The following is a 17813-nucleotide window of genomic DNA, read 5'->3' on the forward strand; positions in this document are numbered from 1 at the left end:
CACAGACGGACCAGACCCGCAGCACGCACGCACCCGCAGTCGGCCACGCACCCCCGAAAGGACCCCCATGCTCGCCCCCCTGCTCCTCCGCGGCGCGATCCTCTCCCCCCTCAAGCGGCCCCGCCCCGACGCCCCCCTCCCCAGCTCCCGCCCGACCCTCACCGGCGTTCGCCCCAGCCCCGCCCACCTCGCCGCCTACTCCCGCCTCTGCGGCTACCGCACCCCCACGCACACCCTCCCCCTCACCTACCCCCACGTCCTCAGCTTCCCCCTGGCCATGCGCCTCATGACCACCCGCGCCTTTCCGCTCCCCCTCCTCGGCCTCGTCCACACGTCCATCGAGATCACCCAGCACCGCGCGCCGACCACCGCCGACAGCCTCGAACTCTCCGTGCACGCCGCCCACTTGACCCCCCACCGCCGTGGCACCGAAGCCACCCTCGTCACCGAGGCCCGCGTCGACGGCACCGCCGTATGGACCTCCAGCAGCACCTACCTCGCCCGCCACCGCACCAGCACCGAGACACCCCGCCCACCGCGCGGCAGCAACGGAACCCCCCTCCCCGCCCACGCCGAGTGGCCGCTCCCCGCAGACCTCGGCCGCCGCTACGGCGCCGTCTCAGGTGACCGCAACCCCATCCACCTGTACCCCCTCACCGCACGCCTGCTCGGCTTCCCCCGAGCCATCGCCCACGGCATGTGGACCGCCGCCCGCTGCCTCGCCGAGTACGGCACGCCCGAATCCGCCCACGTACAGATCGACTTCAAGGCCCCCGTACTACTCCCCAGCACCGTCACCTACGCCGCCGACGGACCAGCCTTCGAACTCCGGAGCAGCGACAGCAACACCACCCACCTCAGCGGAACCATCCGCTAAGGAACCCACCGCCGCCCCTCCATCAACTCCCCGAGCCCCGCCCACGCGAAGTTCATCAGTGTCGCCGCTGCCTCCTTCGCGGACACCGACGCATCCCCGTTCGCCCAGCCCGCCAGAGACTCCGCCGCCCCCACCAACGCCTGCGCGAGGCCCGCCACTTCGCGCTCCGCGAGCTCCGGCTTCCGGTGCGCCTCCCGTGCCGCCTCCGCGATCAGCGACGTAACGAACGCCACGATCTCCTCGCGCATCACGGCGACCTCGGCGGCGAACGGCTCCCCCTGCGTCCGCGCCTGGTTGTGCAGCACCACCCACGCGTCGGGCCGCTCCGCGGTATGCGTGAAGAAGGCCTGCAGCCCGGCCCACAGCTGCCGGTCGGCGGGCAGGCCCCCACGCACCCCGCCCCCGCCCTCGCCCTCGCCCTCGCTGACCCCGGCCCGCACCGCCGCCACCAACGCCGCAGCCTCCCGCCGGATGCACGCGGTGAACAGCTCTTCCTTGGAGTTCAAGTACAGGTACACCAGCGGCTTCGAGACCCCCGCGACGTCCGCGATCTCATCCATCGAAGCCGCCCGGTACCCCCGCTGCCCGAAGATCCGCACGGCGGCGTCCAGCATCTGCTGCTCCCGCACGGCCCGCGGCATCCGCTTCTGCCGCTTCCCCACCGCACCAGCGGCCACCGCTCCGGCCTTCACGTCGCCCACCCCGGCCGCCCACCCTCCACACAACCTGCGCACAGAAAGAACCAGCCTACGATGATGCACTCACCCCGAAGACCCGGCAACCCGACGGCCCCCGGCGACCCGGCGACTCAGCGCAGCAGCAGCTCCGCGATCAACGCTTCGACCCTCACCCTGATCTCGTCCCGTATGGGGCGCACGGCAGCGACGCCCTGCCCGGCCGGGTCGTCGAGCTTCCAGTCCAGATATCTCTTGCCGGGGAAGACGGGGCAGGCGTCACCGCAGCCCATGGTGATCACCACGTCGGACGCCTGAACAGCCTCGGCCGTGAGGACCTTGGGCACTTCGGCCGAGATGTCGACGCCGACTTCGCGCATCGCCCCGGCGACGGCGGGATTGATGGTCTCGGCGGGAGCGGATCCCGCCGATCGGACCTCGATGCGGCCACCGGCAAGGTGGGCGAGCCAGGCCGCGGCCATCTGCGAGCGTCCGGCGTTGTGCACGCACACGAACAACACGGAGGGCACGGCCCCCTCGAACCCCTTGGCCTCAGACACGGGCGGGACCTTCCTCCACAGCGCCGACCCGAGGGAAACGGCGCCGAGCCGCCAGAGCGACATGCACCAGTCCGATCAGCACCGGCACCTCGATGAGCGGACCGACGACCCCGGCCAGGGCCTGCCCCGACGTCGCACCGAACGTGGCGATGGCGACGGCGATGGCGAGTTCGAAGTTGTTGCCCGCCGCGGTGAACGCCAGCGTCGTGGCCCGCGGATAGTCGAGACCGACAGCCTTGCCCAGAGCCATGGACCCGGCCCACATCACGGCGAAGTACACCAGCAGCGGCAGCGCGATCCGCGCCACGTCCACCGGCCGGGAAGTGATCGCATCCCCCTGTAGCGCGAAGAGCACGACGATCGTGAACAGCAGGCCATAGAGCGCGAACGGACCGATCCTCGGGATCAGTTCAGCCTCGTACCAGGCGCGCCCCTTCACCCGCTCGCCCAGCTTGCGGGTCAGGAAACCGGCCGCAAGCGGGATGCCGAGAAAGATCAGCACACTGCGGGCGATCTCCCACACCGAGACGTTCAGGCCGGTGGTCTCCAGGCCCAGCCAGCCGGGCAGCACGGAGAGATAGAACCAGCCGAGCAGGCTGAACGCGATCACCTGGAACACCGAGTTGAGGGCGACCAGCACGGCCGCCGCCTCCCGGTCGCCGCAGGCGAGGTCGTTCCAGATGATGACCATCGCGATGCACCGGGCGAGCCCGACGATGATCAACCCGGTCCGGTACTCCGGCAGGTCGGGCAGGAAGATCCAGGCGAGCGCGAACATCAGCGCCGGGCCGAGGACCCAGTTCAGGACCAGGGAGGGGACGAGCAGGCGGCGATCCCGCGTGACGGAGTCGAGCCGGTCGTAACGGACCTTGGCAAGGACCGGATACATCATCACCAGCAGGCCCAGCGCGATCGGCAGGGAGACCCCGGTGACGGTGACCTCGGCCAGCGCGTCCCCGAGGCCTGGCACGAGACGGCCGAGGCCGAGGCCCGCGGCCATCGCGATCAGGATCCACACCGCGAGGAACCGGTCGAGGAACGACAGCCGCGCCGCGACCGGCCCCGCATCGGCTGCGGGATCGGCAGCCGTCACCCCGCTCACGAGCCCACACCCACTGACCCCGCACCCGCTGACCCCGCACTCGCACCCGCACTCGCACCCGGGCGAGTGAGGACCGCCGCGAGCCGGTCAGTCGCCTCGGGCAGCACCCGGTAGTACACCCACGTGCCCCGCCGCTCGGAGGCGATGAGACCGGCCTGCTTCAGGAGCTTGAGGTGGTGGGAGATCGTCGGCTGGGAGAGATCGAAGGCGGGGGTCAGATCGCACACGCAGATCTCCCCGCCCTCCCGCGAGGCGATCATCGACAGCAGCCGCAGCCGCACCGGGTCCCCGAGGGCCTTGAACACCTTCGCCAGCTCAACGGCCTGGTCCTCGGCCATGGGGGCGGCCAGCAGGGTCGGGCAGCACCCGTCGGCGCCGCCGTCCTGACCGAGCACCACAAGCTCTTGTTTCGACATGCTTCTATGTTGACGTTCTTCGATCCAAGGCGCAAGCTCGCATCAAGCCTGCATCGAGAAACATCAATACAGTCGAGGAGCGACAGCCATGAGCACGGAATCCACATCCACGGAATCCACATCCACTGACCTGCGCGAAACCGTCCGCGAGCGCTACGCGGCCGCCGCCGTCCAGGTCACCGAAGGCGGCACCGCCTGTTGCGGACCGGCCGCGATCGAGGTCGACGAGAACTTCGGCGGGACCCTCTACGCCGCCGACGAGCGCGACCAGCTGCCCGCCGAGGCCGTCGCCGCCTCGCTGGGCTGCGGCAACCCCACCGCCGTCGCCGACCTCCACGAGGGCGAGCGCGTCCTGGACCTCGGCTCCGGCGGAGGCATCGACGTCCTGCTCTCGGCCCGCCGCGTCGGCCCCACCGGCAAGGCCTACGGCCTGGACATGACCGAGGAGATGCTCGCCCTGGCACGCGACAACCAGAAGAAGGCGGGCGCCACCAACGTCGAGTTCCTCAAGGGCACGATCGAGGCCGTCCCGCTGCCCGCGCACACCATCGACGTCGTCATCTCCAACTGCGTGATCAACCTGTCCACCGACAAGCCCGCGGTGTTCGCCGAGATGTTCCGCGTCCTGACGCCCGGCGGCCGGATCGGCATCTCCGACGTCGTCGCCGACGATGCCCTCACCCCCGAACAGCGCGCCGAACGCGGCGACTACGTCGGCTGCATCGCGGGCGCGCTCTCCTTCACCGAGTACCGCGACGGCCTGTCGGCGGCCGGCTTCACGGACATCGAACTCACCCCGACCCACACCGTCGCCGACGCCATGCACTCCGCCATCGTCCGCGCGACGAAGCCCGTGACCGCGGGCGACCACTGATCAGCCGTCGCCCCTGCGGCTGAGGCAGAGGCACAGGCACAGGCACAGGCACAGGCAGAACAGCAAACGTGCCCCGCACCCGGAAAGAATCCAGGTACGGGGCACGCTCACCACGAGCCGGGGGACGTCAGGCGGCGGCAGGCACCGTCTGCGGCTCGTCGGCAACCCCGTCGAACCCGTCGAGCGGCGAAGCCGACGCGTTCTCGTAGGCCTCACGGTCGAGAATCTTCTCGCGGGCGGCGACGATCACCGGCACGGCCGCTTGTCCTGCCACGTTCGTGGCCGTGCGCATCATGTCCAGGACCGGGTCGATGGCGAGCAGCAGACCCACGCCCTCCATCGGCAGGCCCAGCGTCGACAGGGTCAGCGTCAGCATGACCGTCGCGCCGGTCAGACCGGCCGTCGCGGCCGAGCCCACCACCGAGACGAAGGCGATCAGGAGGTACTCCTTGACGCCGAGCTGCACGTCGAAGATCTGCGCGACGAAGATCGCGGCGATCGCCGGGTAGATCGCGGCGCAGCCGTCCATCTTCGTGGTCGAGCCGAACGGCACCGCGAAGGAGGTGTACTCCTTCGGCACGCCGAGGCGCTCGGTGACCTTCTGGGTGACCGGCATCGTGCCGACCGAGGAGCGCGAGACGAAGGCCAGCTGGATCGCGGGCCAGGCGCCCTTGAAGAACTGCACCGGGTTGACCTTGGCGACCGTGGAGAGCAGCAGCGGGTAGACGCCGAACATCACGATGGCGCAGCCGACGTAGATGTCGGCGGTGAACGTCGCGTACTTGCCGATCAGGTCCCAGCCGTAGTCGGCGATGGCGAAGCCGATGAGGCCGACGGTGCCGATCGGGGAGAGCTTGATGACCCACCACAGGGCCTTCTGGAGCAGGGCGAGCACGGACTCGCTCAGCTCCAGGATCGGCTGCGCCTTCTCGCCGATCTTCAGTACGGCGATACCGGCGACGGCTGCCATGAAGACGATCTGCAGGACGTTGAGCTCGGTGAACGGCGTGACGACGTCCGTCGGGATGATCCCGGTCAGGAAGTCGATCCAGGAGCCCGCGTGGTCCGGCTTGGCGCCGTCCTTCGGGGTGAGGCCGGTGCCGGAGCCCGGGTTCGTGAGGAGCCCGATGGCGAGGCCGATGACGACCGCGATCAGCGAGGTGATCATGAACCAGATCAGCGTCTGGGTGGCGAGGCGCGCCGCGTTGTTGACCTTGCGCAGGTTGGTGATCGACACCAGGATCGCGAAGAAGACGAGCGGGGCGACCGCGAGCTTCAGGAGCCCGATGAAGGTGGTGCCCACCTTGTCCAAGGTGGTGACGAGCCAGGAGATGTCCTGGCTGCGGGCGAGCCAGCCGAGCAGGACGCCGAGGACCAGACCGCCGAGAATCTGCGCCCAGAAGGGCGGCTTGAGGAACTTGGGTATCCGGGAGCCGGACGTCGGCTCGTCGGCCTGCGGGGCCGGGGACACGGGGGACTTCGCGGACACGGACACACTCCGGGTAATGGCAGGGGGACGTGAGGGAGCGGCGACCGCGAGGGGTCAGACGGAACGGCCGTAACGGCGCCGCTGCAGTGCAGATGTCACTTGGTGCTTGTCGCTTGCGCTGTGTCGGAGAGGCTCAGCGAGAACTCAGAGACGGCGACGACAGGCCGCGGACATGCAGCGGCAGAGATCGACATGCAGGCGCGCCACGAGCGGAACGCTCATGGCGATGCGGTGCGCGGCTGCTGTCTTCATGTCGAACACGTTAACACTTGAACTTTGAGAACATCAAAGGTCTTGTTTGAGGTAGACGAGGCCGATCGGAGGCGGGATCACTCCCGGGACGCAAGAAACCCCGGCCCGGAGCGGCTGCTCCAGTACCGGGGTTGAGGCTTCTGTGACGAAGCTTACGACTTCACGCGGGCCTTACGACTGCGCGCGGACCTTACGACTTCGCGCGGGCCGCGTCGTCGGCGAGGTCCTCCTGGGTGCGGTTCGCCTCCAGGTTGGCCTTGGTCCGCTCCACGCGCTCGACGACCTGGATCGACGCCCGGTCCCGCTCCTTGCGCAGCAGCACGAAGCTGAGGGGCGCGGAGATGACGAGCGCGAGCAGCAGGACCCACAGGAGGTTGGAGTCTCCGAGGCCCTTCGGCAGGATCCCGGCATAGACAAGGCCCCAGACCGCGAAAAAGCAGCCCACGAAGAGCCCGAGGCGCATCAGCGTGTAGCGGAGCATGTCAATCCACTCTTCCGTTCCGAAATGGGCCCGAGTAGGACGAGCCCCACCAGTGAAGCACGGGAGGGGTCGCGTCCAGCAAGGGGGTGAGCCTCGCGGGAACCGTCAGCCGAGCGGGAGCAGCATGGTGATGTCGTCGCGGTCGTCGCCGGGGGCGACGCGGATCGCGCCGGGCACCCGTCCGACCTCCTTGTATCCGCAGGACTCGTAGAACCGGTCGACCCCCGTGCCGCCCCGGCAGGTCAGCCGGATCGCCTCGATCCCGTCGAGCCCCCGGGCGGCGTCCGCGGCGGCGGCCATCAGGTCGCGGCCGTATCCCTTGCCCTGGTGCCTGGGGTGCACCATCACCACGTACAGCCAGATCCAGTGCTTCATCAGGCGGTGCGTGTTGTAGGCGAGGAAGGCGGTCGCGGCGACGGTGCCGTCCTCGTCGTACCCGACGAGGAGCCGGGTGTCCCCCTGACTGAGCTGGGTCAGGCGCTTGAGCCACTCGGGCCGGATGTCCTCGACCGTCACGGGCGGTACGAAGCCGACGGCCCCGCCGGCGTTGGACACGTCGGCCCAGAGGGCGAGGACGCCGTCGCGGAGGGCGGGATCGATCTCCGGGTCCAACCGGAAGGTAAGTGCCATAGGGCGAGATTAACTATTACCCATCCCGTGCCTCAACCGCGTTCCGCATCGCGGACAACGAGCGCGGCGAACGCGGCGAGCCCCGGCCGAAGGGGCCGGGGCTCGTCGTCCGTACGCGGGTGCGTCAGACCCGCATCGCCTGCGGGGTCTCGCGCAGCGCCAGGTCAGGACCGTCGTACTCACGGATCGACTCGTAGCGAGTGTTGCGCTCGACGGGGCGGAAGCCCGCCTCGCGGATGAGGTCGAGCAGGTCCTCCCGCGTCAGCTTGTTCGGCGTACCGAAGTTGTCCGCGTCGTGCGTGATCTTGTACTCGACGACCGAGCCGTCCATGTCGTCCGCGCCGTGCTGCAGCGCGAGCTGCGTCGTCTGGAGGCCGTGCATGACCCAGAAGACCTTGACGTGCGGGACATTGTCGAAGAGCAGCCGCGAGACCGCGAAGGTCTTCAGGGCCTCGGCGCCCGACGCCATGGTCGTCCGCGCCTGGAGGCGGTTCCTGACCTTGCCGTCCTTCATGTCCACGAAGTCGTGCTGGTACCGCAGCGGGATGAAGACCTGGAAACCGCCGGTCTCGTCCTGGAGTTCGCGCAGGCGCAGCACGTGGTCGACCCGGTGACGGGGCTCCTCGATGTGGCCGTACAGCATCGTGCTCGGGGTCTTCAGACCCTTCTCGTGCGCGAGGCGGTGGATGCGCGACCAGTCCTCCCAGTGGGTGCGGTGGTCGACGATGTGCTGGCGGACCTCCCAGTCGAAGATCTCCGCGCCGCCGCCGGTCAGCGACTCAAGGCCCGCCTCGATCAGCTCGTCGAGGATGTCGGACGCCGACATCCCCGAGATCGTCTCGAAGTGGTGGATCTCCGTGGCCGTGAAGGCCTTCAGGGAGACGTCCGGGAGCGCCTTCTTGAGCTCGCTCAGCGAACGCGGGTAGTAGCGCCACGGCAGGTTCGGGTGCAGGCCGTTGACGATGTGCAGCTCGGTGAGGTTCTCGCCCTCCATCGCCTTGGCGAGGCGGACGGCCTCCTCGATGCGCATCGTGTACGCGTCCTTCTCGCCCGGCTTGCGCTGGAACGAGCAGTACGCGCAGGAGGCGGTGCACACGTTCGTCATGTTGAGGTGACGGTTGACGTTGAAGTGCACGACGTCGCCGTTCTTGCGCGTGCGCACCTCGTGGGCGAGACCGCCGAGCCAGGCCAGATCGTCCGATGCGTAGAGGGCGATGCCGTCCTCGCGGGACAGCCGCTCACCCGCGCGGACCTTCTCCTCCAGCTCGCGCTTGAGCCCAGCGTCCATTCCCGGCCGCCTCTCCGTGTCTGTTCCGTCTGCTCTAAATGTCTGCGTAAATCAGGCCTCGCCCACGGTACGCCCCCGTACTCATCCCTCTTCGGGCAGCTCCCCGACCCTGTTCTCCCACTTCGTGGAGAGCACGATCGTCGTACGCGTCCTGGAGACGCCCTTCGTGCCGCTCAGCCTGCGGATCGTCTTCTCCAGGCCGTCCACGTCACTGGCGCGCACCTTGAGCATGTACGAGTCGTCGCCCGCGATGAACCAGCAGTCCTCGATCTCGTGCAGGTCCTTCAGGCGCCGCGCCACGTCCTCATGGTCGGCGGCGTCCGAGAGGGAGATGCCGATCAGGGCGATGACGCCCAGACCGAGCGAGGCGGAGTCCACGGTCGCGCGGTATCCGGTGATGACACCCGCCGCTTCGAGGCGGTTGATCCGGTCCGTGACGCTCGGTCCGGAGAGGCCGACGAGCCGGCCGAGTTCGGCGTACGAGGCCCTGCCGTTCTCGCGCAGAGCCTGGATGAGCTGCCTGTCCACGGCGTCCATAGGTGCGATGCCTTTCATTATTCAGCGATACCGCGAGTCTATGTGTAGAATCTAAGGTGCAACAGGGTTGAACCCCTGTGAATCTTTCGGAATCTCCGCCGATCGGCGTTGATTCTTCAAACGACACTTCACAAACAACACTCAGGAGTGAGAGACACCGTGTACTCGATCGAGATGGCCTACGCCCGGATGCGCGAGCTGCAGGACCTGGCCAACCGCTCGCGTGCCCATCAGCCCACCGCGCCCAAGGCCGAGCGCAGCACGAAGCGCGCCGCCAAGAAGCGCTAACCCCCCGAAGGGGCAGAGCCTCCACCGAGCTCTCCCTTCCAGCGGCGGTACAGCTCATGCGGCACCCCTGCCGCGTCGAGCGTCCGCCCGGCGACGAAGTCCACCAGATCCTGGATGTGCGTCGCCCCCGCGTAGAACGCCGGAGAGGCGGGCAGCACGATCGCGCCCGCCTCGTCCAGGCTCACCAAGTGCTTCAGCGTCTGCCCGTTCAGCGGCGTCTCGCGTACGCAGACCACGAGCCGGCGGCCTTCCTTGAGCGTCACGCTCGCCGACCGCTGCAGCAGATCCTTCGAGAGCCCGAGCGCCACCCCGGCCACGCACGCCGTGGACGCGGGCACGATGAGCATCCCCTTGGTCGCGTACGACCCCGACGAAGGGCCGGCGGCCAGATCCCCGGCCGCCCAGTACCGCACGCCGTCCACCGGCACGTCGAAGGTGCCCGGCTTCCCGTCGGCACCCCGCCCGAGCCACTCCCGCAGGTCGTCCTGCCAGTGCGCGTCCCGGAAGGCGATGCCCGTCTCGTCGAGGATCGTCAGGCGCGAGGCCCGCGAGACCACCAGGTCCACGCTCTCCCCCGCCGCGAGCAGCGCCCGCAGCACGGCAGCGGCGTACGGGGTCCCTGAGGCCCCCGACACCCCCACGATCCAAGGCTTACGCTGCGTATCTCCTGGCTTCACGCTGTGAGCCTAGACGGTCAGGCCGCGCACCAGCAGATCGAGCAGCGCACAGACGAAGAGCGCGATACCGATGAAGCCGTTGACCTGGAAGAAGGCGCGGTTGAGCCGCGAGAGGTCATGCGGCTTCACGATGGAGTGCTCGTAGACGAACGCGCCGGCGACGACCGCGATGCCCAGCCACAGGAACGCGCCCGCGTCGGTGGCGGCGGCGTACCAGACGAACAGCGCCGTGGTCACCAGGTGGCAGCCGCGCGCACCCCAGATGGCGCCCGGGATGCCGAACCGCGCGGGCACCGACATCACGCCGACCTCGCGGTCCGTCTCCACGTCCTGGCAGGCGTAGATCAGGTCGAAGCCGCCGATCCAGACGCCGACCGCGAGCCCGAGGATGACGGCCTGCCACGACCACTCGCCGGTGATCGCGATCCAGGCGCCGACCGGACCCATGGCCTGGGCCAGGCCCAGGATCGCCTGCGGGAAGTTCGTGAACCGCTTGCCGTAGGGATAGACCACCATCGGGATCACCGCGATGGGCGCGAGCGCGAGGCAGAGCGGGTTGAGCAGGGCGGCCGATGCGAGGAACACGACGAGGGCGATCAGCGCGCCGGTCCAGGCGGACTTCACCGAGACGGCGCCCGTGACGAGCTCGCGGTGGGCGGTCCTCGGGTTCCGGGCGTCGATCTCCCGGTCGATGATCCGGTTGGCGGCCATGGCGAACGTCCGCAGGCCGACCATGCAGATCGTGACCAGGAGCAGCCGCCCCCAGTGGATGTTCTCGTCCAGCTGGAACATCGCGGTCAGCGCCGCGATGTACGCGAAGGGCAGGGCGAAGACCGAGTGCTCGATCATGACCAGGCGCAGGAACGCCTTGACCTTGCCGGGCGGCGCGGGCTCGGGCCCGAAGAGTTCCGGGGTGGCTGAATCAGCACTCATCTTTAGAGCCCGTACTCCTTCCAGCGGCGGTCGACCTTCGACGCCGTCTCCGGGTCGGACTCGACCATGTTCGGCCAGCCCCCGTCCCGGGTGTATCCCTCTTCGGGCAGCTTCTTCGTCGCGTCGATGCCCGCCTTGCCGCCCCAGAACTGCTGGTAGGAGGCGTGGTCGAGATGGTCGACGGGACCTTCGGCCACCGTCAGGTCGCGGGCGTAGTCGGTGTTGCCGAGCGCGCGCCAGGACACTTCGTGCAGGTCATGGACGTCGCAATCCTTGTCCACGACCACGATCAGTTTGGTCAGCGACATCATGTGCGCACCCCAGATGGCGTGCATGACCTTCTGCGCGTGCTTCGGGTACTTCTTGTCGATCGAGACGATCGCGCAGTTGTGGAAGCCGCCGGACTCCGGCAGGTGGTAGTCCACGATGTCCGGGACGATCACCTTGAGGAGGGGGAGGAAGAACCTCTCCGTGGCGCGGCCAAGAGGGCCGTCCTCCGTCGGCGGGCGGCCCACGACGATCGACTGGAGCAGCGGACGCTTCCGCATCGTCACGCAGTCGATCTTCAGCGCGGGGAACGGCTCCTGCGGCGTGTAGAAGCCGGTGTGGTCGCCGAAGGGGCCCTCGGGGAGCATCTCGCCCGGCTCCAGCCAGCCCTCGATGACGACCTCGGCGTGCGCCGGGACCTGGAGCGGGACCGTCTTGCAGTCGACCATCTCCACGCGCTTGCCCTGGATGAACCCGGCCAGCATGTACTCGTCCATGTCGCCGGGCAGCGGCGCGGTGGAGGCGTACGTGACGGCGGGCGGACAGCCGAAGGCGATCGCGACCGGCAGCTTCTCGCCCCTGCGGGCGGCCACCTGGTAGTGGTTGCGGCTGTCCTTGTGGATCTGCCAGTGCATGCCGATGGTGCGCTTGTCGTGGCGCTGGAGGCGGTACAGACCGAGGTTGCGGACGCCCGTGTCCGGGTCCTTGGTGTGGGTCAGACCCAGGTTGAAGAAGGAGCCGCCGTCCTCGGGCCAGGTGAAGAGCGCGGGCAGCTTCTCCAGGTCGACGTCGTCACCGGTGAGGACGACCTCCTGCACGGGCGCGTTGTCGGACTTCACCTTCTTCGGCGGCACGTGCGTCATGGCGCCGAGCTTCCCGAAGGCCTCGCGCACCCCGACGAAGCCGTGCGGCAGCTCCGGCTTGAGCAGGCCGCCGATCTTCTCGCTGATCTCGCCGTACGACTTCAGGCCGAGCGCCTTCAGGAGGCGGCGGTCCGTCCCGTACACGTTCATCGCAAGGGGCATCGCCGAGCCCTTGACGTTCTCGAAGAGGAGCGCGGGGCCGCCGGACTTCTGCACCCGGTCGGTGATCTCGCCGACCTCCAGATACGGATCGACCTCGGCCTTGATGCGCTTGAGATCGCCCTCGCGCTCCAGTGCACGGAGCAGGGAGCGAAGATCGTCATAAGCCATGCGGTCAAGTATCGGTCACCGGCTACCCTGGCCCCGACAGCGGGGCCCGCACGCCGCCCTACCTTCGTCGCTTGGGGAATCGCGCCACCATGCTCAGGTATCTGCCGTTCCTGCTGGTCCTGGCCGTGTGGATCTATGCCTTCATCGATGTCCTGAACACTCCGGAGAAGGAGATCAGGCATCTGCCGAAGGTGGTCTGGGTCATCATCGTGCTGCTCTTCGGCGAGGTTCTCCTCGGCCCGATCGCCTGGTTCGTCACGGGCAAGGTGCGCAAGACACCCGCCGCCGGGGGTGGCACGCGCCCCGGGCGCGGCGGACAGTGGGTCGCGCCGGACGACAACCCCGAGTTCCTGAAGTCCCTCAGGGACGAGGACCCGGACGACAAGAAGCGGGACAAGGGCACGGAGAGCTAGGGCCAGGGGAACGGAAGGCTGAATGATGGAACTGCGGCTGCTCGTCACCTTCGAAAAAGTCGCGTCCGTACTCAGCTTCACGCAGGCCGCGGCCGAGCTGAAGTACGCCCAGTCCAGCGTCACCAGCCAGATCCGCTCCCTGGAGTCCTCGCTGGGCACCGAGCTCTTCGACCGGCTCGGCAGCCGCATCCGTCTGACGGAGGCCGGTGAGCGCCTGCTCCCCTACGCCCGGCAGATCATCGAGCTGACGGAGGAGGCGCGGGCCGAGGTCGCCGACGCCGGGGAGCCGAGCGGCGCGATCGCGGTCGGCACGATGGAGTCGCTGACCTCCTACCGCCTGCCCCCGCTGCTCGAACTCTTCCACCACCGCTACCCGAAGGTGCAGCTCTCGCTGCGCCCCACCCTGGGCGACGAGACCCGCCACGCGCTGCGGCAGGGGACGTACGACGTGGGGTTCCTGATGGAGCGGGAGACCACGCACGCGGGCCTGGAGACCGAGGTCCTCGCCGAGGAGCCGCTGGTCCTGGTCTGCGCGCCGACGCATCCGCTGGCCGGGCACGGGGGCGACTCGCTCGCCACGGGCGACCTGGCGGCGGTGCAGCTGGTCGGCACGGAGCCGGGCTGCCCGTATCGCGACCTGTTCGAGGACGAGCTGCGGGTGCGCAACGGCGCCCCGCCGCCCTTCATGGAGTTCGGCACGATCGAGGCCACCAAGCGGGGTGTCGCCGGTGGCCTCGGGGTGGCGCTTTTGCCGCGGATGGCGGTGCGGGACGAGCTGGCTTCGGGGGTGCTCGTCGCGCTGCCGTGGGAGCCGCCGTTCGTGCTGCACACGCAGCTGGCGTGGCGGTCGGGCAAGCGTCTTGCCTCGCATGTGCGGCTGTTCATCGACCAGTCGGTACGGCTGGTGCGGGAGCAGGCAGCGGAGGCTCAGCAGCCTCAGGAGCCGGTGAACTAGCCACCGTCTTGGGCGACTTGGCACGGTTCACCTTGAGGCTCGCGAGGACGATCAGCGGTACGCCGAGCGCCTGGACGAGCCCGATGTGGTGCCCGTAGACGGCCCAGTCGGCGACCATCGCGACCGCCGGGTAGGTGAAGGCGAGTACGGCGATCTTGGCGGTGGGCAGCTTCGCGTACGCCGCGTACATCAGGACGTACATCAGGCCGGTGTGGATGACGCCGAGGCCGACGAGCCAGCCCCATCCGGCGCCCGTGCCGCTCATCGCGCCGAAGTCGGCGAAGGGCAGCAACAGCGGTATGCCGACGAGGACTTGGACCAGGGCGATGAGGTGGGGGCGGACACCGGTGATGCGCTTGGTGACGAGCGTGGACAGGCCGTAGAGCAGTGCGGCGAGGAGCGCGAAGCCGATGCCGGTGAGCGAGCCGAGGTCGCCCGGACGCACCCCGGAGACCAGGACGAGCCCGGCGAACGCCGTGGCCAGCCACATGAGTTGATGCCTGGTCAGGCGCTCGCGGAAGATGACCGCGCTGAGCAGCACGAGCAGGAACGGCTGCGTGTGGTAGACGACGGTGGCCAGGGAGATCGAGGTCGCCTCGTACGCCTTGAAGAGGAACACCCAGTTGAAGACGATGAACGCGCCGCCGAGCGCGGCGAGTCCGAGCTTCTTCGGGGTGAGGCCGTGGCCGCGGAAGTAGCCGCGGGCGAAGGCGTAGGCGCCCAGGGCGATGGCACCGAAGAGCACGCGGAAGAACACGACGTTGAAGGCCGACGCGCCCGACTCGACGACGAAGATCCCGAGGGTGCCGGAGAGCACCATCGCGGCGGTGAGCTGGGCCGTGCCCTTGTTCTCTGAGGTCATGCGTCGAAGTTACGAGCGGACGTATGCGCTGGTCCACGCGCCAGTGGGGCGTCGTGCCGATGGGGCCATCGGCGGGGACGATGGCCCCTGACAGGGGCCCGGACAAGGCTCCGGACGAAAGGTGCACGCATGGATCAGGCACAGGCCCGCGCATGGCTCGCGACCGCTGTCGGCGAGGCGCGGCAGGGGCTCGCGGAGGGCGGCATCCCCATCGGCGCCGCGCTCTACGGCGCGGACGGGGTTCTGCTGGGACGCGGGCACAACCGCCGCGTCCAGGACGGCGATCCGTCCCTGCACGCGGAGACCTCCGCGTTCCGCGACGCGGGGCGCCAGCGCACCTACCGCGGGACGACGATGGTCACGACGCTCTCCCCCTGCTGGTACTGCAGCGGTCTGGTGCGGCAGTTCGGGATCTCGCGGGTCGTCGTGGGCGAGGCGCGGACGTTCCACGGCGGGCACGACTGGCTCGCGGAGCACGGCGTGGAGATCGTGGTCCTCGACGATCCCGCGTGCGCGGCGATGATGGAGGACTTCATCGCGGCGCGGCCGGAGCTGTGGCACGAGGACATCGGCGAGGACGTCGAGTAGTCAGGCCTACTGGTCGGACCGCAGGACCAGCGCGAGCAGGCCCGGGAAGCGCTCCTCGAACTCCTCCCGGCGGAGCCGGTTGACCCGCCGGGGGCCCTGGTCCCGCTGCTCGACGATCCCCGCTCCCCGCAGCACCCCGAAGTGGTGGCTCAGCGCCGCCTTGCCTACGGGTACGTCGAAGCTGCCGCAGGCGCGGGACCAGTCGGGGGACGACGCCAACTCCCGTACCAGTTCCAGGCGTACGGGATCGGCCAGTGCGGTGAGCGCGGTCAGTACGGACACCTCGTCCGGATGGGCGTGCACCGGCGCCGCGCGGTGGTGCGTGTTCGCCACGGCCGACCCCCTCTCCCTCTCGGCCCCTTGCCGAGTGTTCGATGAAAACCATACACTCCGAGTGTTCGCTTCCCATTGAACACTCGAAGGGGTTGCCCCAGCCATGCCCATGTCCACCATGCGCGCGATCCAGTTCCAGGAGTACGGCGGCCCCGAGGTCCTCAGGGTGGTCGAGACGAGCACCCCCGAGCCCGGCCCCGGCCAGATCGCCGTCGACGTCGCCTACACCGGCGTGAACTTCGCCGACCTCAAGGCCCGCGCCGAGGGCTACCGCGTGCCCTCGCTGCCCTACGTTCCGGGCCTGGAGGTCTCCGGTCGCGTCCGGGCGCTCGGCGCGGGCGTCGAGGGGTTCGAGGTCGGCCAAGAGGTCGCCGCGCTCACCGAGGGCGGGGCGTACGCCGAGGTCGCGCTCGCCGATGGCACCACGGTGTTCGCCCTGCCGGACGGCGTGGACCTGCGCACGGCCGCCACGCTGCCCACGGTCCTGCCCACCGCGCACGCCCTGCTCCACGAAGTGGGCCGATTGCGCACGGGCGAGACGGTCCTCGTGCAGGGCGCGGCGGGCGGAATCGGCACGGTGGTGGGCCAGTTGGCGAAGGCGGGCGGCGCGGGCGCGGTGTACGGCGTCGTGTCGAGCGAGGCCAAGGCCAAGTACGCCCTTGAACACGGGTACGACGAGGTGTTCGTCGGGGACGGCTTCGCCGCTGAGGTCCGCGCGGCCACCGGCGGGCGCGGGGTGGACCTCGCCCTTGACCCGGTCGGCGGCGACGCCTTCCGCGACGGGCTCGCCGCGCTCGCCGTCTTCGGGCGGCTCGTCTCCTTCGGCAACGCGAGCTCGGCGGAGCCGTGGCAGGTGGGCCAGCCCGAGCTGTACGGGACGGCGCTCGGCGTCTTCGGCTTCTCGATCCTCTCCCTCGCCAAGACGGCACCGCAGGCCCTGCGCGAGGTCGCGGCCCGCGCCTTCGCGAAGGTGGCCGACGGGACGGTGGAGCTGCCGGTGACGGCGGAGTTCGGCCTCGCGGACGCCGCCGACGCGCATCGCCTGATGGGGGCGCGCACGAGCACGGGGAAGCTGCTGCTGCGGGTGGCGGGCTGACTTCACGGCCTGTCCGGGAGGACAGTGGAGAGCATGACGACCTCCTCGGGAGAGCACGGCAGGGGCGAGCCCCGCATCCCCACCATCGACCTGGAGCCGTGGCTCTCCGGCGACCCGGCGGCCCGTGCCGCCGTCGCGCGGACCGTCGACCGCGCCCTGCGGACGGCCGGCTTCCTGCTGGTGACCGGCCACGGCGTGGACCCATCCCTGCGCACACGCATCCGCGCAGCGGCCCGCGCGTTCTTCGTGCTCCCCGCGTCGGCCAAGGAGCCGTACGCCGCGAAGGTCGGCGGGCGCGGCTGGCTCGGCCCCGGCGCCGAGGCCAACGGCTACGCGGAAGGGACCGAGACCCCGCCCGACCTCAAAGAGTCCCTGACCTTCGCGACCGAGCGCCCCTTCGACGACCCGGCCGTCAACGCCGAGTGGTACGAACCGAATGTCTGGCCGCCGGAGGCATCCGGACTGAGGGCTCTGTGCTCGGCCTACCTGGCCCGGATGGAGAAGCTCACCGACCAACTCCTCACCCTCCTCGGCGAGGCACTGGGCGAGCGGCCCGACTTCTTCACGCGGCACATGAGCCACCCGACGTACGGCTTCAACATCAACTGGTACCCGGGCACGGAGGTCGTCGGGGAGCCGCGGCCCGGCCAGTTCCGCATCGGCCCGCACACCGACTTCGGCACGGTCACCGTGCTCGACCGGCAGGCGGGCAAGGGCGGACTCCAGGTCTTCACCGACGAGGGCGGCTGGCAGGACGCCCCGTACGACCCGGACGCCTTCACCGTCAACATCGGCGATCTGATGGCCCGTTGGACCGGCGACCGCTGGCGCTCGGGCCGCCACCGGGTCCTGCCGCCACCGGCCGACGCACCGGCCGAGGAACTGATGTCCCTGGTCTACTTCGGCGAGTGCACGCCCGGCACGCTCGTGGAGTCGGTGCCCGCGCCGGTGGGGCGGGTCGCGTACGAGCCGGTGGACTCGCACACGTATCTGCGGGCGAAGCTGGACTCGATCACCCTGGGCTGATC

Annotated in this window: 22 protein-coding genes; 8 read left to right on the forward strand and 14 right to left on the reverse strand. The window is 69.5% G+C overall.

Features of this window, described 5'->3' with window-relative positions:
• The first annotated feature begins 67 nt into the window (after positions 1-67).
• Positions 68-877: a MaoC/PaaZ C-terminal domain-containing protein gene (locus ABZ833_RS34100; protein WP_361055001.1), complete on the forward strand. Its 810-nt coding sequence runs from the start codon at positions 68-70 to the stop codon at positions 875-877.
• Here the strand turns inward: ABZ833_RS34100 and ABZ833_RS34105 are convergent.
• The 4 genes from ABZ833_RS34105 to ABZ833_RS34120 all read right to left on the reverse strand — a co-directional run bounded on the left by ABZ833_RS34105 (position 874) and on the right by ABZ833_RS34120 (position 3629).
• Entirely contained in the window at positions 874-1518 is a 645-nt protein-coding gene (locus ABZ833_RS34105; RefSeq protein WP_361055194.1) for a helix-turn-helix domain-containing protein, read from the reverse strand. The two genes, ABZ833_RS34100 and ABZ833_RS34105, sit on opposite strands and share 4 nt — an antisense overlap.
• A 167-nt stretch (positions 1519-1685) precedes the next feature.
• Positions 1686-2111, reverse strand: coding sequence for an arsenate reductase ArsC (locus ABZ833_RS34110; RefSeq protein WP_361055004.1), 426 nt, complete (start codon positions 2109-2111; stop codon positions 1686-1688).
• Complete coding sequence (arsB, locus tag ABZ833_RS34115; RefSeq protein ID WP_361055007.1) at positions 2104-3213, reverse strand: ACR3 family arsenite efflux transporter; 1110 nt, start codon at positions 3211-3213, stop codon at positions 2104-2106. Before arsB ends, ABZ833_RS34110 begins: the two co-directional genes overlap by 8 nt.
• Positions 3210-3629 carry a metalloregulator ArsR/SmtB family transcription factor gene (locus ABZ833_RS34120; protein WP_361055010.1) on the reverse strand — a complete coding sequence of 140 codons (420 nt, stop codon included), beginning with the start codon at positions 3627-3629 and terminating at the stop codon, positions 3210-3212. Before ABZ833_RS34120 ends, arsB begins: the two co-directional genes overlap by 4 nt.
• 88 nt (positions 3630-3717) lie before the next feature.
• On the opposite strand from ABZ833_RS34120, the gene arsM reads away from it, so the two are divergent.
• Positions 3718-4503 carry an arsenite methyltransferase gene (gene arsM / locus ABZ833_RS34125; RefSeq protein WP_361055013.1) on the forward strand — a complete coding sequence of 262 codons (786 nt, stop codon included), beginning with the start codon at positions 3718-3720 and terminating at the stop codon, positions 4501-4503.
• 127 nt (positions 4504-4630) lie between these two features.
• Here the strand turns inward: arsM and ABZ833_RS34130 are convergent, their stop codons facing one another.
• From ABZ833_RS34130 to ABZ833_RS34150, 5 genes are all read right to left on the reverse strand, one after another.
• Positions 4631-5992, reverse strand: a complete 1362-nt coding sequence (locus ABZ833_RS34130) for a dicarboxylate/amino acid:cation symporter (RefSeq protein WP_361055016.1) — start codon at positions 5990-5992, stop codon at positions 4631-4633.
• 442 nt (positions 5993-6434) lie between these two features.
• On the reverse strand, positions 6435-6725 hold the full coding sequence (locus tag ABZ833_RS34135; protein ID WP_361055019.1) for a DUF4229 domain-containing protein: 291 nt from the start codon (positions 6723-6725) through the stop codon (positions 6435-6437).
• Positions 6726-6830: 105 nt separating this feature from the next.
• The gene (locus tag ABZ833_RS34140; RefSeq protein WP_361055022.1) at positions 6831-7355 is read right to left on the reverse strand and encodes a GNAT family N-acetyltransferase; all 525 of its coding nucleotides are present in this window, start codon (positions 7353-7355) and stop codon (positions 6831-6833) included.
• 124 nt (positions 7356-7479) lie between these two features.
• Complete coding sequence (gene mqnE / locus ABZ833_RS34145) at positions 7480-8643, reverse strand: aminofutalosine synthase MqnE (protein ID WP_361055025.1); 1164 nt, start codon at positions 8641-8643, stop codon at positions 7480-7482.
• Positions 8644-8724: 81 nt separating this feature from the next.
• A complete protein-coding gene (locus ABZ833_RS34150) occupies positions 8725-9180 on the reverse strand; it encodes an Lrp/AsnC family transcriptional regulator (RefSeq protein WP_249588502.1) in 456 nt (151 codons plus the stop codon).
• 159 nt (positions 9181-9339) lie between these two features.
• Between ABZ833_RS34150 and ABZ833_RS34155 the strand changes: the two genes are divergently transcribed.
• Positions 9340-9468, forward strand: coding sequence for a hypothetical protein (locus ABZ833_RS34155; RefSeq protein ID WP_361055218.1), 129 nt, complete (start codon positions 9340-9342; stop codon positions 9466-9468).
• Here ABZ833_RS34155 and ABZ833_RS34160 read toward each other — a convergent pair.
• From ABZ833_RS34160 to ABZ833_RS34170, 3 genes are read right to left on the reverse strand one after another with little or no spacing between them, the layout of a single operon-like run.
• Positions 9465-10145 (reverse strand): UbiX family flavin prenyltransferase, encoded by a 681-nt coding sequence (locus ABZ833_RS34160; RefSeq protein WP_361055029.1) that lies wholly within the window; start codon positions 10143-10145, stop codon positions 9465-9467. The two genes, ABZ833_RS34155 and ABZ833_RS34160, sit on opposite strands and share 4 nt — an antisense overlap.
• Positions 10146-10154: 9 nt before the next feature.
• Positions 10155-11078, reverse strand: coding sequence for a menaquinone biosynthesis prenyltransferase MqnP (gene mqnP / locus ABZ833_RS34165; protein WP_249588504.1), 924 nt, complete (start codon positions 11076-11078; stop codon positions 10155-10157).
• 2 nt (positions 11079-11080) lie between these two features.
• A complete protein-coding gene (locus ABZ833_RS34170) occupies positions 11081-12538 on the reverse strand; it encodes a menaquinone biosynthesis decarboxylase (protein WP_249588505.1) in 1458 nt (485 codons plus the stop codon).
• A gap of 71 nt (positions 12539-12609) precedes the next feature.
• Here ABZ833_RS34170 and ABZ833_RS34175 point away from each other — a divergent pair, with 71 nt between their 5' ends.
• Entirely contained in the window at positions 12610-12951 is a 342-nt protein-coding gene (locus ABZ833_RS34175) for a PLD nuclease N-terminal domain-containing protein (RefSeq protein WP_361055033.1), read from the forward strand.
• Between the two features lie 25 nt (positions 12952-12976).
• On the forward strand, positions 12977-13906 hold the full coding sequence (locus ABZ833_RS34180) for a LysR family transcriptional regulator (protein ID WP_361055197.1): 930 nt from the start codon (positions 12977-12979) through the stop codon (positions 13904-13906).
• Here the strand turns inward: ABZ833_RS34180 and ABZ833_RS34185 are convergent.
• Positions 13833-14768, reverse strand: a complete 936-nt coding sequence (locus ABZ833_RS34185) for a DMT family transporter (protein ID WP_361055036.1) — start codon at positions 14766-14768, stop codon at positions 13833-13835. The genes ABZ833_RS34180 and ABZ833_RS34185 overlap by 74 nt on opposite strands.
• Positions 14769-14897: 129 nt before the next feature.
• Between ABZ833_RS34185 and ABZ833_RS34190 the strand changes: the two genes are divergently transcribed.
• Positions 14898-15356 (forward strand): nucleoside deaminase, encoded by a 459-nt coding sequence (locus tag ABZ833_RS34190; RefSeq protein ID WP_361055039.1) that lies wholly within the window; start codon positions 14898-14900, stop codon positions 15354-15356.
• A 6-nt stretch (positions 15357-15362) separates the two neighbouring features.
• Here the strand turns inward: ABZ833_RS34190 and ABZ833_RS34195 are convergent, their stop codons facing one another.
• Positions 15363-15689 (reverse strand): winged helix-turn-helix domain-containing protein, encoded by a 327-nt coding sequence (locus tag ABZ833_RS34195; protein WP_361055042.1) that lies wholly within the window; start codon positions 15687-15689, stop codon positions 15363-15365.
• Between the two features lie 118 nt (positions 15690-15807).
• On the opposite strand from ABZ833_RS34195, the gene ABZ833_RS34200 reads away from it, so the two are divergent.
• On the forward strand, positions 15808-16785 hold the full coding sequence (locus ABZ833_RS34200) for a zinc-binding dehydrogenase (RefSeq protein WP_361055200.1): 978 nt from the start codon (positions 15808-15810) through the stop codon (positions 16783-16785).
• 33 nt (positions 16786-16818) lie between these two features.
• Positions 16819-17811 carry a 2-oxoglutarate and iron-dependent oxygenase domain-containing protein gene (locus ABZ833_RS34205; RefSeq protein ID WP_361055044.1) on the forward strand — a complete coding sequence of 331 codons (993 nt, stop codon included), beginning with the start codon at positions 16819-16821 and terminating at the stop codon, positions 17809-17811.
• The last annotated feature ends 2 nt before the right edge of the window (positions 17812-17813 follow it).

The sequence above is a fragment of the Streptomyces sp. NPDC047525 genome, from assembly GCF_040643025.1.
Lineage (GTDB): Bacteria > Actinomycetota > Actinomycetes > Streptomycetales > Streptomycetaceae > Streptomyces > Streptomyces durmitorensis.

Coding starts and splice junctions, on each gene's coding strand:
- ABZ833_RS34200 (WP_361055200.1), top strand. CDS start 15,808: ATGCGCGCGATCCAGTTCCAGGAGTACGGCGGCCCCGAGGTCCTCAGG.
- ABZ833_RS34185 (WP_361055036.1), bottom strand. CDS start 14,768: ATGACCTCAGAGAACAAGGGCACGGCCCAGCTCACCGCCGCGATGGTG.
- ABZ833_RS34205 (WP_361055044.1), top strand. CDS start 16,819: ATGACGACCTCCTCGGGAGAGCACGGCAGGGGCGAGCCCCGCATCCCC.
- ABZ833_RS34180 (WP_361055197.1), top strand. CDS start 12,977: ATGGAACTGCGGCTGCTCGTCACCTTCGAAAAAGTCGCGTCCGTACTC.
- ABZ833_RS34105 (WP_361055194.1), bottom strand. CDS start 1,518: ATGCCGCGGGCCGTGCGGGAGCAGCAGATGCTGGACGCCGCCGTGCGG.
- ABZ833_RS34100 (WP_361055001.1), top strand. CDS start 68: ATGCTCGCCCCCCTGCTCCTCCGCGGCGCGATCCTCTCCCCCCTCAAG.
- ABZ833_RS34140 (WP_361055022.1), bottom strand. CDS start 7,355: ATGGCACTTACCTTCCGGTTGGACCCGGAGATCGATCCCGCCCTCCGC.
- ABZ833_RS34120 (WP_361055010.1), bottom strand. CDS start 3,629: ATGTCGAAACAAGAGCTTGTGGTGCTCGGTCAGGACGGCGGCGCCGAC.
- arsM (WP_361055013.1), top strand. CDS start 3,718: ATGAGCACGGAATCCACATCCACGGAATCCACATCCACTGACCTGCGC.
- ABZ833_RS34150 (WP_249588502.1), bottom strand. CDS start 9,180: ATGGACGCCGTGGACAGGCAGCTCATCCAGGCTCTGCGCGAGAACGGC.
- ABZ833_RS34190 (WP_361055039.1), top strand. CDS start 14,898: ATGGATCAGGCACAGGCCCGCGCATGGCTCGCGACCGCTGTCGGCGAG.
- ABZ833_RS34170 (WP_249588505.1), bottom strand. CDS start 12,538: ATGGCTTATGACGATCTTCGCTCCCTGCTCCGTGCACTGGAGCGCGAG.
- mqnP (WP_249588504.1), bottom strand. CDS start 11,078: ATGAGTGCTGATTCAGCCACCCCGGAACTCTTCGGGCCCGAGCCCGCG.
- mqnE (WP_361055025.1), bottom strand. CDS start 8,643: ATGGACGCTGGGCTCAAGCGCGAGCTGGAGGAGAAGGTCCGCGCGGGT.
- ABZ833_RS34135 (WP_361055019.1), bottom strand. CDS start 6,725: ATGCTCCGCTACACGCTGATGCGCCTCGGGCTCTTCGTGGGCTGCTTT.